Source organism: Tropicibacter oceani, assembly GCF_029958925.1.
Taxonomy (GTDB): Bacteria; Pseudomonadota; Alphaproteobacteria; order Rhodobacterales; family Rhodobacteraceae; genus Pacificoceanicola; species Pacificoceanicola oceani.
Map to the genome: position 1 here is coordinate 2403400 of NZ_CP124616.1, position 16709 is coordinate 2420108.

Below are 16709 nucleotides of genomic sequence, written 5' to 3' on the forward strand. Positions count from 1 at the left end.
CCAATGACATTGCGCATTTAGTTTGCGCTACAACAACGTTCCGGCGGTGGGCGGCCCTAAGACTGGCGGCATGACACCGCTGCTCGCCCTCCTTTCCAGATTGGTACTGATCTTGTGCCTTTGCCATTATGGCCCTGCGATGATGGCCATGACGGGCGGCGACGGTCTGACCATTGAGATTTGCGCCGATGGCGCGGTCAAGACCGTCAGCATCGGTGCCGATGGCACGCCTGTCGATCCGGGCGCCGAATGCCATGACTGCCTGGCCTGTTGCCAGTCGCCCGATGCCGTGGCGCCGGCGCGGGTGGCCGCCGATCCTGATCTGGCGGCGCGCGCGGTCCCTGCCGGCTTTGCCCTGCGTCACGATCCCTTTGTTCGAAACCCTGTTACACGCCCCTTGCCGCGCGGCCCCCCGGCCATTGCGGACCTGCATACGACCGCACCGGAGATGATCCGGACACAGCGCAATGGCATCAGCCTTGCCATGCGCGGCAATGGGCGACCTGACCTCAAGGACGCCGTTGCATGACGACCCTTCGCTCATTCCTGAAAACCCTGACCTTTCTGACCGTGCTGGTGCTGTTCGGCCTGCCCGCGGCGGCGCAATCGGTGCTGTCCAACCTTCTGCCCGACGTGCAGATCACCGAGGTGGTCGAAGGCGCCGACAGCTTTGGCGCGCTCCACCCCGATGTTCCGGCGGTCGAGGTCCTGGGGAACGGGCAGCGCATCGGCTGGGCCTTCATCACCTCTGATTTCGTGTCCACGACCGGCTATTCCGGCAAACCCATCCACACGCTGGTGGTGGTCGATGACGCCGCGCAGGTGATCGGGGTCGAGCTGGTCAAACACTCGGAGCCGATCGTATTGATCGGCATCCCTGATGCCAAGGTCAAGGCGCTGGTGGCCAACTACCGCGGGCTTGACCTGGTGGCCGAGGCGGAAACGGGCGGCACCGCCCATGCGCTGGACATCATTTCCGGCGCCACCGTGACGATCATGGTGATCGACGATTCCATCATCCGCGCCGGGCTGAAGGTCGCGCGGCAGTTGGGCCTGGGCGGTCTGGCGGTCGAGGCCCCGGACGCAGGCCCAAGGTTCGAGATCGACCCCGAAGCCGAGATTGCAGACGACTGGATGACGCTGGAAGGCGACGGCACCCTGCGGCGTCTGTCGCTGGACGTCGGGCAGGTCAACGCCGCCTTTGCCGCGATGGACGATCCGCGCGCCGGCCAGCGTGCCCTGACCGAAGCGCCCGAAACCACCTTTGTCGAAATGCAGGCGACGCTGGTGTCGCATCCGGCCATCGCCCGTGTCGTGCTGGGACAGGCCGAGGCCGACAACCTGGCCAACTGGCTGGAAGAGGGCGACCACGCGGTGGCGGTCTTTGGGCGCGGGCTGTATTCCTTCAAGGGGTCGGGCTATGTGCGCGGCGGCATCTTTGACCGGATCGTGCTGATCCAGGACGATGTCTCGGTGCGGTTCCGCGACCGGATGCACAAACGGATCAACACCATCGCCGCCGAGGGCGCGCCGGTGTTCAACGAATCCGACCTGTTCAAGATCCCGGCGGACAGCGGCTTTGACCCGACGCAGCCCTTCCGCATCCAGCTGCTGGTCCAGCGCGAGGTCGGCGCGATCGAAAAGGTCTTTACCACCTTCGACCTGGGCTATCAGCTGCCTTCCCAATACCTGCGCGCGGTCGCGCCGCCGGCGTCTGCCGCGGTTCCCGACAGCGTGGCCGAGGTTACATCGCAAACCGAAGCGGACGCGCATCAGGCGCTGTGGAAGCGCATCTGGGCGGGCAAGACGCTGGAAATCGGCGTGCTGGCGGTGATGCTGACCGTGCTGACAGCCGTGTTCTTTTTCCAGGGCTTCGCCACCCGCAACGCCCGCGCCTTTCACTGGTTCCGCATCGGATACCTGACGGTGACGCTGGTGTTCCTGGGCTGGTACGCCAACGCGCAACTGTCGGTGGTCAACCTGATGGCGCTGTTCGGATCGCTGGTGTCGGGGTTCAGCTGGCAGGCCTTTTTGCTGGATCCGCTGACCTTCATCTTGTGGTTCGCGGTGGCGGCGGCGCTGCTGTTCTGGGGGCGGGGGGCCTATTGCGGCTGGCTGTGCCCGTTCGGTGCGCTGCAGGAACTGCTGAACCGCGTGGCCAAGGCGCTGCACATTCCGCAATGGACCTTGCCTTGGGGCCTGCATGAACGGTTGTGGCCGCTCAAGTACATGATCTTTCTGGGGCTTTTCGGGGTGTCGCTGACCAGTATCGAACAGGCCGAAAGACTGGCCGAGGTCGAACCCTTCAAGACCGCGATCATCCTGAACTTTGTCCGCGCCTGGCCTTTCGTGGCCTATGCGGCGGCGCTTCTGATCGCCGGTCTGTTCGTGGAACGGTTCTTTTGCCGCTACCTTTGCCCGCTGGGCGCGGCGCTGGCGATCCCTGCGCGGCTGCGCATGTTCGACTGGCTCAAGCGGTATCACGAATGCGGCAACCCCTGCCAAAGCTGCGCCCATGAATGCCCGGTGCAGTCCATCCATCCGACCGGCGAGATCAACCCGAACGAATGCATCAACTGTCTGCATTGTCAGGTGCTCTACCAGTCCGAAACCACCTGTCCGGTGGTCATCAAGAAGGTGAGGCGGCGCGCCAAGGTTGGCGCTGCGCCTGATCTGTCCCGCGATCTCTCGGGGCACCCCAACGTCACCAAATCCCAATAACCGCAACCTGAAAGGATGTATCATGTCTGAGGGAACGAAACTGCCAATCACACGCAGGGGCCTGCTGGGCGCCACTGCCGGGGGCGCGGCGCTGGCCGGGGCCTTTGGCAGCCGCGCGATGCTGACCGGAACCGCCGTTGTCGGGGCCGCGACCCTGGCCGGAACCACCAGCGCGCGCGCCGCAACCGGGGCCGAGGTCGGCCCGGGTCAGCTGGACGAATACTATGGCTTCTGGTCCTCGGGCCAGGCCGGCGAAATGCGCATCCTTGGCGTTCCGTCGATGCGCGAATTGATGCGCGTGCCGGTGTTCAACATCTGCTCGGCCACCGGCTGGGGGATCACCAACGAATCCAAGAAGATCCTGACCGAAGGCCTGACCGAAAAGACCAAGGCCTATCTGGCCGCCAACGGGCTGGAATTCCCGCGCAACGGCGACCTGCACCACCCGCACATGTCCTTTACCGAGGGCACCTATGACGGCCGCTATCTGTTCATGAACGACAAGGCCAACACCCGCGTCGCGCGCGTGCGCTGCGACGTGATGAAGTGCGACAAGATCATCGAGATCCCGAACGCCAAGGCGATCCACGGTCTGCGCCCGCAAAAATGGCCGCGCACCGACTATGTCTTCTGCAACGGCGAAGACGAAGTGCCGATGATCAACGACGGCCAGATCCTGGACGAGCCGGACAAGTACGTGAACTTCTACACCGCCATCAACGCCGACGAAATGACGGTGGCCTGGCAGGTGATGGTGACCGGCAACCTCGACAACACCGATTGCGACTATGAGGGCAAATACGCCTTCGCGACCTCGTACAACTCGGAAATGGGCATGACGCTGCCGGACATGACCGAGGCCGACATGGACCATGTCGTCGTCTTCAACATCAAGGAAATCGAGGCAGGCATCGCCGCGGGTGACTATCAAGAGCTGAACGGCGTCAAGGTTCTGGACGGGCGCAAGGGCTCGGACAACAAGTACACCCGCTATGTCCCGATCCCGAACAACCCGCACGGCTGCAACATGGCGCCCGACAAGATCCACCTGTGCATCGCGGGCAAACTGTCGCCCACGGTGTCGGTGATCGACGTGCGCAAGCTGGACGCGGTGTTCAACGACGGGGCCGATCCGCGCAGCGCCGTGGTGGCCGAACCCGAACTGGGGCTTGGGCCGCTTCACACCGCGTTCGACGGCAAGGGCAACTGCTATACCACGCTGTTCCTGGACAGCCAGGTGGTCAAGTGGAACCTTGAAAAGGCGGTTCAGCTGTACAACGGCGAAAACGTCGACCCGATCATCGTCAAGAAGGACGTGCATTACCAGCCCGGCCACAACTCGACAGTGATGGGCGAAACGCTGGAGGCGACGGACAAGTATTACCTGTCGATGAACAAGTTCTCGAAGGACCGGTTCCTGAACGTCGGCCCGCTCAAGCCCGAGAACGAACAGTTGTTCGTCATCGACGGTGATGACCTGACCCTGGTCCACGACGGCCCGACCTTTGCCGAGCCACACGATTCGATCATCGTCGATCCGTCCAAGGTGAACCCCAATTCGGTCTGGGATCGCAACGATCCGATGTGGGCCGATGCCCGCGCCCAGGCCGAGGCCGATGGCGTCGATCTGGACGACTGGCAGGACACGATCATTCGCGACGGCAACAAGGTGCGCGTCTACATGTCCAGCCAGGCGCCCAACTTTGCGCTTGAATCCTTTACCGTGCAGCAGGGCGACGAGGTGACGGTGATCGTCACCAACCTCGACGACATCGACGACCTGACGCATGGCTTCACCATGGGCAACCATGGCGTCGCGATGGAAATCGGGCCGCAGGCGACCGCCTCTGTCACCTTTGTGGCGGCGCAACCGGGGGTCTTCTGGTACTATTGCCAGTGGTTCTGTCACGCGCTGCACATGGAAATGCGCGGCCGGATGTTCGTTGAACCCAAGGCGGGCTGACCCATGACGCGTTTCCTGACCTTGCTTGTATCGCTGCTGACCGCGCTGCCCCTATGGGCCGCTGACATCCGTGTGCCTGCCGGGTCAGGGACGCTTGCCACTGCCATCGCCGGGGCACATCCCGGCGATGTGCTCATCCTCGAAGACGGCCGCCACATGGGCGCGATTGTCATCGACCGCAGCCTGACGCTGCAAGGCGGGGCGGATGTGATCATCGACGCCATGGGGCAGGGCACCGCCATCACCATCGCCGCCTCCGATGTGACGATCCGGGGCGTGACCGTGACCGGGTCGGGCATGGACAGCAAGGCGCTGGACGCAGGGATCAAGATCCTGAAAAAGGCCGACCGCGCGATCATCGAAAACAACCGCCTGATTGGCAATCTGCACGGCGTCGACGTGCATGGCGGGCGCGATGCGCAGGTGCGCGGCAACCTGATCGAAGGCACCCGGCAAAAGCGCGTCAACGACCGGGGCAACGGCATCTATGTCTGGAATTCGCCCGGAACGGTGGTCGAAGGCAACTCGGTCCGCTGGGGCCGCGACGGCATCTTTTCCAACGCCTCGCGCACCGGCACCTATCGCAACAACCTGTTCCGCGACCTGCGCTTTGCCGTGCACTTCATGTATACCAACGACTCCGAGGTGTCGGGCAACGTGTCGATCGGCAATGGCCTGGGCTATGCGATCATGTTTTCCAACAACCCGGTGGTCAAGGACAACCTGTCGCTGTCCGACATCAGCCATGGCGTGATGCTGAACTATGCCAACAACGCCACCGTGTCGGGCAACCTGGTGCGCGGCGGGGCGAACCGCTGCACCTTCATCTACAATGCGCACAAGAACCTGATCTACAACAACCGCTTTGAGGGCTGCGAAATCGGCATCCATTTCACCGCAGGGTCCGAGCGTAACGTGCTGACCGGAAACGCCTTTGTCGGCAACCGCACGCAGGTCAAATATGTCGGCACGCGCGATGTGGAATGGAGCTTCGAGGGGCGCGGCAATTTCTGGTCGGACCATCCCGGGTTCGATCTGGGCGGCGACGGCATCGCCGACAGCGCCTTTCGCCCCAACGACCTGATGGACCATATCCTGTGGTCGCAGCCTGCCGCCGCCCTGCTGACCGGGGCCCCCGCCGTGCAGCTGATCCGCTGGGCGCAGTCCAGCTTTCCGGCGACCTTGCCGGGCGGTGTCGTCGACAGCGCCCCCCTGATGACCGCACCGCAGATCGCGGTTGCGGCCCAATACACCGCCATGGAGGCCGAAGCGGCCGCGCGGCGGAATGAAAGTGATCTCAATGACTTCGACGTTAACGATCTCACGTCTCACTAAGACGTTCGGCGGGGTGCATGCCCTGAGCGATGTGTCGCTGCGGGTCGAGCCCGGCGAACGCGTCGCGCTGCTTGGCCATAACGGCGCGGGCAAGTCGACGATGATGAAGATCATCCTTGGCCTGATCGCGCCCGACTCTGGCGATATCTCTGTCTGCGGGGCGGCCCCCGGCGGCGCCCTGGCGCGCAGCAAGGTGGCCTATCTGCCTGAAAACGCGGCCTTTCATTCGGCGCTGACCGGGTTGGAGCAGATCACCCACTACATGCGCCTGCGCGGCGTCGATCCTGCCGGGGCGATGGACCTTCTGGACCGTGTCGGGCTGGCCCATGCCGCGCGGCGGCGCATCGGCACCTATTCCAAGGGGATGCGCCAGCGTGTCGGGCTGGCGCAGGCGCTGATCGGGCATCCGGCGCTGCTGGTCCTGGATGAACCGACCAGCGGGCTGGACCCGGTGTCGCGGCGCGATTTCTATGAACTGCTCGACACGCTGGCCGCCGAGGGCGCGGCGATCCTGCTGTCCAGCCACGCCCTGACCGAGGTCGAGGCCCGCACCGACCGATTGTTGATCCTGTCGGGCGGCAAGATGGTGGCCGAGGGCACCCTGACCGACCTGCGCAGCAAGGCGGCCTTGCCAGTGGCGATGCAGATCACCGCGATCAACGGCTATGACAGGGACATCATGGCGGTCTTTCCGGATGCCATCCGCATCGGTGACCGGCTGCAGCTAAGCTGCGCGCAGGCGGACAAGCTGGCCACGCTGGCGCAGATTTCGGCGCTGCGCGGCAAGGTGGCGGATCTGGACGTGATCCCGCCCAGCCTCGAAGACATCTACAGCCATTTCAGCCGGAGGGACGGCCAATGATCGCCCGCATCCTTGCCACCGCAACCACCGAAATTCACATCGCGCGCCGCAACCGCTGGGTGCTGATCGCGGTTCTTCTGATGGTCGTCTTTTCGCTGGTACTGGCGGCGGCGGGCTCGGCCCCGACCGGGGCGCTTGGCGCTGACAGGCTGTCGGTTGTCGTGGCTTCGCTGACCTCGCTGTCGGTCTACCTTGTGCCGCTGGTGGCGCTGCTGATGTCCTTTGACGCCGTCGCCGGCGAGGTCGAGCGCGGCACGCTGCCCTTGCTGCTGACCTATCCGGTCGCCCGCTGGGAGGTACTGGCCGGCAAGTTCTTGGCGCATGCCGCGATCCTGATCCTGGCCATTTCCGCAGGCTATGGCGCGGCGGCGGCGGTGACCATCCTGGCCGATCCGGATGCGCTGTCGGGCCTCGGGGCGCTGGCAACGCTGACCTGGACCTCGGCGCTGCTGGGCGCGACCTTCCTGGGGATCGGCTATGCGGTGTCCTCGCTGGCGCGCCGGGTGTCCGGGGCGGCGGGGCTGGCCATCGGGCTGTGGCTGGGGCTGGTCGTGCTGTACGATCTGGGGCTTTTGGCGGCAGTGGTGGCCGATGATGGCGGCGTCTTTACCACCAGGGTCTTTCCCATAGCCTTGCTGGCCAACCCGGCCGATGCCTTTCGCCTGTTCAACCTGTCCGCCGCGCAGGCGACCTCGGCCGCCTCGGGGATTGGCGGCGCGGCCCATGCGATCGCGCAGTGGCAATCGCTGGTTTCGGTCCTGGTCTGGCCGCTGGTGGCGCTGGCGCTGGCGGCGCTGGCCTTTCGAAAGGTGGAACCATGAAAGCCCTGTCGTTTTTGTTGATCGTGCTGGCGCTTGGCGCCTGCAAGAAAGATGTCGCGCAGGACACCGCGCCGGTGCCGCTGACGGCGGGGGCGGTTGGCCACTATTGTCAGATGGACCTGTTGGAACACGCCGGGCCCAAGGCGCAGGCCCACCTGGGCGGCCTGCCGGGCGCGCCGCTGTTCTTCAGCCAGGTGCGCGACGTGGTCGCCTATATGCGCATGCCCGAGCAAAGCCATGAAATCGTTGCCGTCTGGGTCAACGACATGGGCGCGCCGCACGCGACATGGCAGGAGCCGGGCCAGGCCAACTGGATCGCCGCGCAGGACGCCGTCTATGTGGTCGGCGCGCGGGTTCTGGGCGGCATGGGCGCGCCGGAACTGGTGCCCTTTGCCGACCCTTCCGCCGCCGCCCGCTTTGCCACCGCCAATGGCGGGCAGGTCATGCGCCTGGACCAGATCCCCGACAGCGCGGTGCTGGCGCCGGTCGAGCTGACCGCTGAAACGGATGACACGACTTTCCAGGACCGCCTGCGCGTCCTGTCCAGAGAATTGGGAGAATAAGACAATGATACCCCGCCGCCGTTTCCTGGCCATCAGTGCCGCCGCCGCCATGTTTCCCGCACCGGGCCGGGCCAACCCGGTCTATATCTGGCAGGGCAGGGCGCTTGGCGCGCAGGCGACGCTGCGCCTGGCCCACCCCGATGCCAAGGCGATCTGCACCCGGGTCGAGGCCGAGATTTCCCGCCTTGAGGATATCTTCAGCCTGTATCGCCCGGACAGTGCGCTGTCTTTGCTGAACCGAAGCGGCGTGCTGGACCAGCCGCCCTTTGAACTGCTGGAATGCCTGTCGCTGGCGGGGGCGGTCCACAAGGCCAGCCAAGGCCGGTTCGACCCGACGATCCAGCCGCTTTGGTCCCGCTATGCCGAAAGCTATGCCCGCGGCACCGCCCCCGCGCTGGCCGATCTGCAGACCGCGCGCGCCCTGACCGGATGGCAGGGCGTCACGCTGGATGCGGCGCGGATCACGCTGCGGCCGGGCATGGCGCTGACCCTGAACGGTATAGCCCAGGGCTTTGTCGCGGATCAGGTGGCCGGGATGCTGGCCCAGATGGGGCTGAGCAATATCCTGATCGACACCGGCGAATTCCGCGCGCTTGGCGCCCAGCCGGACGGATCGCCCTGGCCGGTGCGTCTGGCCGCCGGGGGGGCGGTGCCGCTGGTCGCCCGCGCGCTGGCCACCTCCGCGCCGCTGGGCACCACCTTTGACGAAGCCGCCAGCGCCGGCCATATTCTTGACCCGCGCACTGCGGCACCGGCGCAGGCCGCGTGGCGTGAAATCACCGTATCGGCCAGCACCGCCGCCCTGGCGGACGCGCTGTCGACCGCCGCCTGCCTTTACGACACACGCGCCGGGATCGAGGCCTGCCTGGCCCGCTTTGACGGCGCAAACCTGGAGGCGATTGCAGCGCTGTGACCCTATGGAGTGGTCCGGGCTGGCCCCGGCAAAGGGCCCACAGCGCCCCAAATCACGCCCGCAAGGCCGCAGCGCGGCAAAAAATTCGTGAACCTGCCAGAATGCGGTTGAACCTGCCCGGGGTTTGAATGTTTGATCACGGCGCGTCAGGCGGCCCCTTGGGCGGTCTCGGCGTTCGTCGATACGCCCGAAAGGTCCAGCATGCTCTCCAGACGCTCCATGATCGCATCCCTTGCCGCATTTGCCACGCCGGCCCTGGCCCGGCCCGCCTTTGCCGCCCCCGGTGAATGGGACACCTGGGATGCGCAGGTGACCCCGGAGGGGTTCGACCTTGGCTCCAGCAACCCCTGGGGGCTGCATCCGCGGTTCCTGCCGGTGCGGGTCACGGCCAACGACGGGTTGAAGCCGGGCGATGTGCATGTCGATGCGGTGGCGCGCTACCTGTACCACATCGGAAGCGACGGCACCGCGATGCGCTATGGCGTCGCCATCGGCCGCGACGGGCTGTATGAACCCGGCGTCTATTCGATCAAGCGCAAGGCCAAGTGGCCGCGCTGGACCCCGACGCCCGCGATGATCAAGCGCGAGCCCGACAAATACGCCCGCTGGGAAGAGGGCATGCCTCCGGGGCCGGACAATGCGCTGGGGTCACGGGCGCTGTACCTGTTTGTCGGCAACCGCGACAGTCACCTGCGCATCCACGGCACGCCCGCACCGCGTTCGATCGGAACGCGGGCCAGTTCGGGCTGTGTGCGCATGGTCATGGCGCATATCAACACGCTGTACGATCAGGTCGATACCGGCGTCACCGCCTATCTGTACCCGACCGACGGCAGCCGGCTGTAACCTCAGCTGGCTGGCCGCGTGCAGATCGGGTTGCCCTCTGCGGTGCGCAGGGGCAGTTCGGTGGTCTCGACCGGGCCGCGGTGGGTATACCAGTAACAGCCATCGTCCGAGCGCACCCGCGCCGAGGTCAGATCCTGGAAAGGCGCCGCGATCGACGAGACCGACTCGGGCACGGTCACGGCGGCAGCGCCGCCCGTGCCCTGCGGGGCGGGCACCGGTTCACAGGCGGCAAGGCCCACAAGGATCAGCGAGCCTGCGAGGAATTTCAACGGTCTGGTCATAGGGGCCCCACGGGTTGGATGGATTTTCGCCAAGGTTGCATTCCGCGGCCAAGGCCGCAAGACCGCCTTTTCGGGGAAAACGCGCCCTGCTGCAACCGTCCGCAGGCAGCGCATCCGTCGCGGCATCGCCGGTCACGACGCCATGTGCAAAAAGGTGATCACGGTTCCCGCCCTGAAAAAGACCGGCGCGTCCAGTTTGTCGATCTGCCGGTCGTCGATCAGGATGATCAGGCTGCGGTTTTCAAAGGCGCGCCAGGCCCGTTCGATCCGGCTGTGCAGGGGCGCGGGGTCTGCGCCCGGCGTTGCGCTGCCCTCCGCCTTGGTCAGCTCGGCGAACTGAAGTCGCAGGCGCAAGGCGATCAGGCTGGCGGGGCTCATGCTTGGGTCAGGCAGCACGACCTGCACGTCGCGCTTGCGTGAAAAGGCCCGGTTTTCATCGCGGATGATGACGGGAACACCTTTGGCGGCGGGCGTAGAAGAGGGCGTTGGCATGAGGTACATTTCACAAAGCAAGGCGCAACCATAGGGTGATCGTGCGCTGTGGCGCATCCTTGTTCAAAATGCGGCGACTTTGTGATGCCTGTTCGAAACAGGCGGGGCAAACCGCGACAGTGCCGCGGTTCTGGCAGCATTATGCAGCACTCTGTTCGTCCAGGTGATCGGGCCGGGATTCGTGGGTGAATCGGTTCACCAGCGATTGCAGCTTTTCGCCCTGTTCCAGCAGCGCCTGGTTGGCCATCGTGCTTTGCTGGAACATCGCGGCGTTGCGCTGGGTCGTCTGGTCCAGATCGTTGACCGCCACATTGACTTCGGACAGGCTTTGCAGCTGCTCGGCGGCCAGGTCGGCGATCGTGCTGATCTGGTTTGTCACCCCTTCGACGGCGGCGACGATTTCGTCCAGCGCGCTACCGGTGCGGTTGACCAGCTGGACGCCATGTTTGACCTTTTCGCCCGAGACAGTGATCAGCGTGTCGATCTGGCCGGCGGCATCCGCCGTGCGCCGGGCCAGCGCCTGCACCTCGGAGGCGACGACCGCGAAACCGCTGCCTGCCTCGCCGGCGCGCGCGGCCTCGACCCCGGCGTTCAGCGCCAGCAGGTTGGTCTGAAAGGCGATGTCGTCGATCAACCCGGTGATGCGGGCGATTTCCTCGGCGGAATCGTCGATGTCGGTCATGGCCTGCACCGTGTCCGAAACGATATCCGCGCCCGAGCGGGCCTTGTCGATGGCGGCCTTGCCGGATTCATTGGCGTTTTGCGCGCCTTCGGACGTGGTGCGCACGTTGCTGGTGACCTGTTCCAGCGCGGCGGCGGTCTGTTCAAGCGTCGCGGCCGAGGTTTCGGTCCGGTTCGACAGGTCGTCGGCGGCCTCGGTCAGGTCCTTGGCGCGGTCGGTGACGGTGCCTGCGACCCCGGCAATCGACGAAATGATGTCTGACAGCCCGGTGGCGGCGGCGTTGAAATCGGTGACCAGCTGGGCATAGCCTTCGCCAAAATCGGCGTCGATGCGGGAGTCCAGATCGCCATCGGCCAGCCCGCGCAGCGCCCGGGCTAGGTGGCTGACGATCTGTTCCTGTTCGGCCTGTTGGGTTTCCTGCGCCACGCGCAGCTTTTCCGCCTCGATCAGGCCCTGGCGAAAGACATCCAGACGCACCGCCATCTGGCCGATTTCGCCGTTGTCCTGAAAGGCGTCCAGGTCGACGGCGGTGTCGCCCTCGGCCAGGGATTTCATGCGGGCGATGATCTGGCCAAGGGACCGCGTCAGGCGGCCGCCAAACAGCCAGGCCATGACCGCGCTAAGGGCCATGGCCAGGGCCGCGGCGCCCAGGGCGACCTGCGTCATCTGGCTGGAAATGCTGACAAGCGCGCTTTGCGGCACAAGCACATGGGCAATGGCCACCGGCTGCCCCGAAAAGTCGTTGATGGTAAAGACGGTGCCGGCAAAGGGCGCGCCGTCGATGGTGTTTTTCGTCGTCCCTTGCGTGTTCTGCAGGAACCGGTTCAGATCGGCGCGCGTCAGCAGGGCGTCGCCGTCGAAATTGCCGGTGATGCGCTGGATTTCATCATCGCTTTCCTCGAAGGTCGCAATGCTTTGATCGGGCAGGATGTAAACCTCGAGCCGGGTTTCGGTGGTTCCAAGGATGGCGTGCAACAGCGCGGAATCAAAAGCCAGCCCGATCTCGACGCTGCCCAGGTGTTCGCCGTCATCGGTTACCGGGCTGACGCCGCGAATGCCAAGCCCGGCGCGACCGCGTTCCAGCCCCGACAGCGGCTGGCTGGTGTCATTGGTCTGCACCACCATCTGGCGGAATTCGGACAGGTCATCACCGTATTTTTCGGGATTGTGGACGCGCAGGATCGAAACCGCCTGGGGCGTGTGGAACTGGAATTGCGCAACACCGGTCGAAGCGGACATGGTGGCGAAATCCTTGACGAAAAGCCGGTGCAACCCCTTTGTGTCGGCATTGGCGACGGCGCGCTGGACGCGCGGAATCGCGGCGATGGTCTGGGCCATGGAAAGCGCGGTTTCGATGCGCGACTCCAACCCGGCGCGAATGCGCGCCTCCATCTGCTGCAATTCGCGTTTGCCGCCCTCTTCGATCAGCTTCTGTGTCCCCATGTACAGCGGCGCGGCGACCAGGACGACGGAAACAAGGGCGCAGACGACGATCGCCATGATGATCCTGTATTTCAGCGACATTGAGCGCTCTCCCACGTAAGACAGGTGCCGGGATACCGCGCCAAAGTTTGATCATTGGTGAAGCGCCGCGTGAAAAATGCCGCGTTTTTTAGGGGAAATCGGCGTCAATCGCGCAAAGTCAGCGCCCGGGGCCGATTATTGCGACAAAAGCCGCATGCCCCGGTCGATCCCGTCCAGCGTCATCGGCACCATGCGATCCTCGAAGACCTCGCGGATCATCGCGATGCTTTGGGTGTGGTCCCAATGGCGCTGCGGCACCGGGTTCAGCCACAGGTGATCGGGCCATTGCTGGCGCGCGCGCTGTAACCAGACCTGCCCGGCCTCGGCGTTCCAGTGTTCATTGGCGCCGCCCGGATAGGCGATTTCATAGGGCGACATGCTGGCGTCACCCACGAAAATGCATTTGTAATCATGCCCATAGGTGTTCAGCACCTCCCAGGTGGGGGTCTGCTGATCATAGCGGCGGCGATTGTCGCGCCAGACGCCTTCGTACAGGCAATTGTGAAAATAGTAATATTCGAGATGCTTGAATTCGGCCCGCGCGGCCGAAAACAGTTCTTCGACCAGCTTGATATAGGGGTCCATGCTGCCGCCCACATCGAGGAACAGCAGCACCTTGACGGCATTGCGCCGTTCGGGGCGGGTTTTCACGTCCAGATAGCCATGTTCGGCGGTGGCGCGGATGGTGCCGTCCAGATCCAGCTCTTCTTCGGCACCGCTGCGGGCCCAGCGACGCAGCCGTTTCAGCGCCACCTTGATGTTGCGGGTGCCCAGTTCGACGCTGTCGTCCAGATTGCGGAACTCTCTTTTGTCCCAGACCTTTACGGCCCGTTGATGACGCGATTCATTCTGCCCGATGCGCACGCCTTCGGGGTTGTAGCCATAGGCGCCAAAGGGCGATGTCCCGGCGGTGCCGATCCATTTGCTGCCGCCCTGATGGCGGCCTTGCTGCTCCTTGAGCCGCTGTTGCAGCGTCTCCATCAGCTTGTCAAAGCCGCCAAGCGCCTCGATCTCGGCCTTTTCCTCGGGGGACAGGTGCTTTTCGGCCATCTTGCGCAGCCAGTCGTCCGGCAGGTTCACCGCTTCGAGCACCTGTTCGAACCCGATCGCTTCGAGCCCCTTGAAGGTGGCGGCAAAGGCCTGGTCAAAGCGGTCAAGATGGCGTTCGTCTTTGACCATTGCGCTGCGGGCCAGGTAATAAAAGGCCTCGACGTCATAGGTCGCCAGACCCTTTCCCACCGCTTCGAGAAAGGTCAGGTATTCGCGCAAGGACACCGGAACCCCGGATTTGCGCAGGTTTTCAAAGAAGGGCACGAACATGGCGCGACACTAGGGCAGGGTGCGGGCAAGGGCAATCACCCCGGTTGCCTTCCGGACCTGATCCGGGATCTGCCGCGCGACGCCCCGGACCGGGGCGCGCTGTCCCTGATCAGACCAGTTTTTCGATACTGATGGTCAGGATCAGCCCGACAAGGGCGAAAATGATGGCGTAGACCGCCGCATATTGCGCGATGTCGGCAATGTTGCCCTTGCGGCGGGCGGCATTGATGCCGCCCAGGATGGCGCCCAGCAGGGCCCCGAAGATCACGATCATAGCGCGCCACGTCTCCGTCTGAGGGGGCTGAGCGAGCCGATCTCACGCAGTTTGGCCCGCACCGCCCAGTCCGAGCCGAACCCGTAGCGTGCCCAGCCCAGACTGTCCAGACGGACCTGGCGGCCTTCGGACACGCGGCCGGCCATCTCGAGCGCCTCGGCGCGCAGCATCATCAGCGTCGCCAGAAGGGCGGCGTTTTCATGCTGGGCGGCGGTGTCCAGATGCGGCGTCAGAAGGTACAGCGCATCATCGGCGCGGCCTGCGCTGATCGCATAGGCGGCCAGCTGCGAGGCCACATAGGCGCGGTGCAGCCGGGTATCGGGCGAGGTGCCAAAGAACCGTTGCGCCAGGACAAAGTGGTCTTGCGCGGCCTCGGGGTCGATCGCCTGCAACAGGCGGCCCATGGCATAGTGCGAAAAGGCGCGGCGGTGGTCGGACCAGCCCATGGCGATGGCGACTTTCAGCGCCTCGGTGGCGGCGTCGCGGCGTTCGGCGGGGCCTGCGCCCGGCCCAAGCGCCGTCTGCACCGCATCGATCCAGACGCGCGGCGTTTTCGACAGGCGGCGTGCGGCGCCGTTCTGCCCGGCGGGGTTGATCCGCGCCAGGATGCCCGGCAGGCGGTCGGCGACGTCGCGGCGGCTCATGCCGTTGTGCAATTCGCGGTCGTAATAGGCGCGCAGGATCAGCATGTCATAGCCGGTCAGCACTGTGTGCACGTTGTCGTCGTTAAAGACGCTGTCGGGCAGGCGGTACAGATCGTTCAGCGGCCCCAGGGCCTGGGCCAGTTCCTCGTGCAGGCAGTCACGGGCCTCTTGCGGGGTGCTGTCGTTGGGCAGGAAGATAGCCAGCCGCTGGCGCGAGGTCAGCCGCGACCAGCTGACCTTGGCGGTGCGGCGCGAGGCGGCATATTCCTTGAGCGAGCTGACATTCGGCACCACGAAACAGGCGGCGGTCGGCAGGGTCTTGCGGATCTCGGCGCGGGTGACGGCCTGGATGGTGATGTTGGCCACGCCATTGTCGCTTTGGGCGATGTCGATGCCGGCCTCGGTGCGCAGACGGTGCAGCAGCCGGTTCAGGTCGGGCGCCAGGCTGGGCGGCGGCGCGCCGGTGACGCGCACCCGGATCGGTCCTTCGAAACGGGTCAGGGTCTGCAGACCGCGCCCCGATTCCAGCGAAAAGGCCAGGTCCAGGAAATCCCGCGCGATGTCGGAATTCGACGCAATGGGCGCCGAGGGGCGCGGCACCGAAAAGCTTTTCATCGAGGGCAGATCGCTTTCCATCGAAGCAGCGGCCCGTGTCGGCGTGTCGGATTGCGATACCGGCATACAGGCGCCCAGCATCAGGTAAAGCGGAAGGAGGTAACGTCTGGCTCTGCGCATCACGATCTCTGGTACTTGAGGAATGGGGTGACGACGCCGATGCGGTCATAAAGACGACGGGCGGTGTCATTGAAGTCCTGAGTAAGCCAGTAGACATTGGGTGCGCCGTGATCGTCGGCGGCCTTGTAGACCGCTTCGATCAAGGCCCGGCCAACCCCTTTGCCGCGCACGGAAGGGTCGGCGTAAAGGTCCTGCAGATAGCAGACCTCTTCGATTTTCCAGCCATGACGGTGAAAGAGGTAGTGGACAAGTCCCACCACGCGGCCATCGACCTCAGCGACCATGCCGCTGAAATCCCTTGGATCGTCCCCCAGAAGGCGCGCGAAGGAGGACTTGTAGACCTCATCGCTGACGGTGCTGTTGTAGAAGTCCAGGTAGGCCTTCCACAGCTCGCGCCATACGGGTTCATCCTCGTCGCGCAGGGCGCGAACGATGACATCGTTGTTTTGGGACACGTTGTAAGCCTGCCTGCTCGTTGTTTTACTCAGATGTTCAAGACATCCGGTGTTTTTCTGTCCTCTGTGGGGACACTATAGGGCGAAAGATGGGTTTTTGCACAGGCCCTGATTCTGCGTTGGTGGAATTATTTGCGGGGCTTCGCCCTGGCGGGTTAAGGTCTTGTTAATCAATGGCTTGGGTTGTGCAGCGCTGCAACAATCCCGGCGATTCCGGGGTTTTGTGCGCGCTCAGATAAGGGCGGCAATGCGGCTTTTGGGGGCTTTGCGGGCGGCCT

At 64.6% G+C, this 16709-nt stretch carries 16 protein-coding genes; 9 read left to right on the forward strand and 7 right to left on the reverse strand.

The features are described from left to right. Window positions 1-139 precede the first annotated feature (139 nt). From QF118_RS11620 to QF118_RS11660, 9 genes are all read left to right on the forward strand, one after another. Window positions 140-529: a hypothetical protein gene (locus tag QF118_RS11620; RefSeq protein WP_282299221.1), complete on the forward strand. Its 390-nt coding sequence runs from the start codon at window positions 140-142 to the stop codon at window positions 527-529. Next, entirely contained in the window at window positions 526-2721 is a 2196-nt protein-coding gene (locus QF118_RS11625; RefSeq protein WP_282299222.1) for a NosR/NirI family protein, read from the forward strand. The genes QF118_RS11620 and QF118_RS11625 overlap by 4 nt, the downstream gene beginning before the upstream one ends. A 22-nt stretch (window positions 2722-2743) precedes the next feature. Further along, window positions 2744-4684, forward strand: coding sequence for a TAT-dependent nitrous-oxide reductase (gene nosZ, locus QF118_RS11630; protein WP_282299223.1), 1941 nt, complete (start codon window positions 2744-2746; stop codon window positions 4682-4684). Window positions 4685-4687: 3 nt separating this feature from the next. Next, complete coding sequence (locus QF118_RS11635) at window positions 4688-6019, forward strand: nitrous oxide reductase family maturation protein NosD (RefSeq protein ID WP_282299224.1); 1332 nt, start codon at window positions 4688-4690, stop codon at window positions 6017-6019. Beyond that, window positions 5985-6881, forward strand: coding sequence for an ABC transporter ATP-binding protein (locus tag QF118_RS11640; RefSeq protein ID WP_282299225.1), 897 nt, complete (start codon window positions 5985-5987; stop codon window positions 6879-6881). The genes QF118_RS11635 and QF118_RS11640 overlap by 35 nt, the downstream gene beginning before the upstream one ends. Then, window positions 6878-7702: an ABC transporter permease gene (locus tag QF118_RS11645; RefSeq protein ID WP_282299226.1), complete on the forward strand. Its 825-nt coding sequence runs from the start codon at window positions 6878-6880 to the stop codon at window positions 7700-7702. Before QF118_RS11640 ends, QF118_RS11645 begins: the two co-directional genes overlap by 4 nt. Next, complete coding sequence (locus QF118_RS11650; protein WP_282299227.1) at window positions 7699-8265, forward strand: nitrous oxide reductase accessory protein NosL; 567 nt, start codon at window positions 7699-7701, stop codon at window positions 8263-8265. The genes QF118_RS11645 and QF118_RS11650 overlap by 4 nt, the downstream gene beginning before the upstream one ends. A gap of 4 nt (window positions 8266-8269) precedes the next feature. After that, entirely contained in the window at window positions 8270-9178 is a 909-nt protein-coding gene (locus tag QF118_RS11655; protein ID WP_282299228.1) for an FAD:protein FMN transferase, read from the forward strand. A gap of 201 nt (window positions 9179-9379) precedes the next feature. Then, a complete protein-coding gene (locus tag QF118_RS11660; RefSeq protein ID WP_282299229.1) occupies window positions 9380-10024 on the forward strand; it encodes a L,D-transpeptidase in 645 nt (214 codons plus the stop codon). Between the two features lie 2 nt (window positions 10025-10026). On the opposite strand, the gene QF118_RS11665 is transcribed toward QF118_RS11660, so the two are convergent. The 7 genes from QF118_RS11665 to QF118_RS11695 all read right to left on the reverse strand — a co-directional run bounded on the left by QF118_RS11665 (window position 10027) and on the right by QF118_RS11695 (window position 16431). Beyond that, entirely contained in the window at window positions 10027-10305 is a 279-nt protein-coding gene (locus tag QF118_RS11665; RefSeq protein ID WP_282299230.1) for a hypothetical protein, read from the reverse strand. 132 nt (window positions 10306-10437) lie between these two features. After that, window positions 10438-10797 (reverse strand): hypothetical protein, encoded by a 360-nt coding sequence (locus QF118_RS11670; RefSeq protein ID WP_282299231.1) that lies wholly within the window; start codon window positions 10795-10797, stop codon window positions 10438-10440. Between the two features lie 139 nt (window positions 10798-10936). After that, a complete protein-coding gene (locus QF118_RS11675; protein ID WP_282299232.1) occupies window positions 10937-13003 on the reverse strand; it encodes a methyl-accepting chemotaxis protein in 2067 nt (688 codons plus the stop codon). A 135-nt stretch (window positions 13004-13138) separates the two neighbouring features. Beyond that, window positions 13139-14323: a vWA domain-containing protein gene (locus QF118_RS11680; protein ID WP_282299233.1), complete on the reverse strand. Its 1185-nt coding sequence runs from the start codon at window positions 14321-14323 to the stop codon at window positions 13139-13141. A gap of 109 nt (window positions 14324-14432) precedes the next feature. Next, window positions 14433-14597: an apolipoprotein acyltransferase gene (locus QF118_RS11685; RefSeq protein ID WP_282299234.1), complete on the reverse strand. Its 165-nt coding sequence runs from the start codon at window positions 14595-14597 to the stop codon at window positions 14433-14435. Continuing rightward, window positions 14594-15976, reverse strand: coding sequence for a DUF2927 domain-containing protein (locus QF118_RS11690; RefSeq protein ID WP_282299235.1), 1383 nt, complete (start codon window positions 15974-15976; stop codon window positions 14594-14596). The genes QF118_RS11685 and QF118_RS11690 overlap by 4 nt, the downstream gene beginning before the upstream one ends. After that, a complete protein-coding gene (locus QF118_RS11695) occupies window positions 15976-16431 on the reverse strand; it encodes a GNAT family N-acetyltransferase (RefSeq protein WP_282299236.1) in 456 nt (151 codons plus the stop codon). The genes QF118_RS11690 and QF118_RS11695 overlap by 1 nt, the downstream gene beginning before the upstream one ends. Window positions 16432-16709 lie beyond the last annotated feature (278 nt).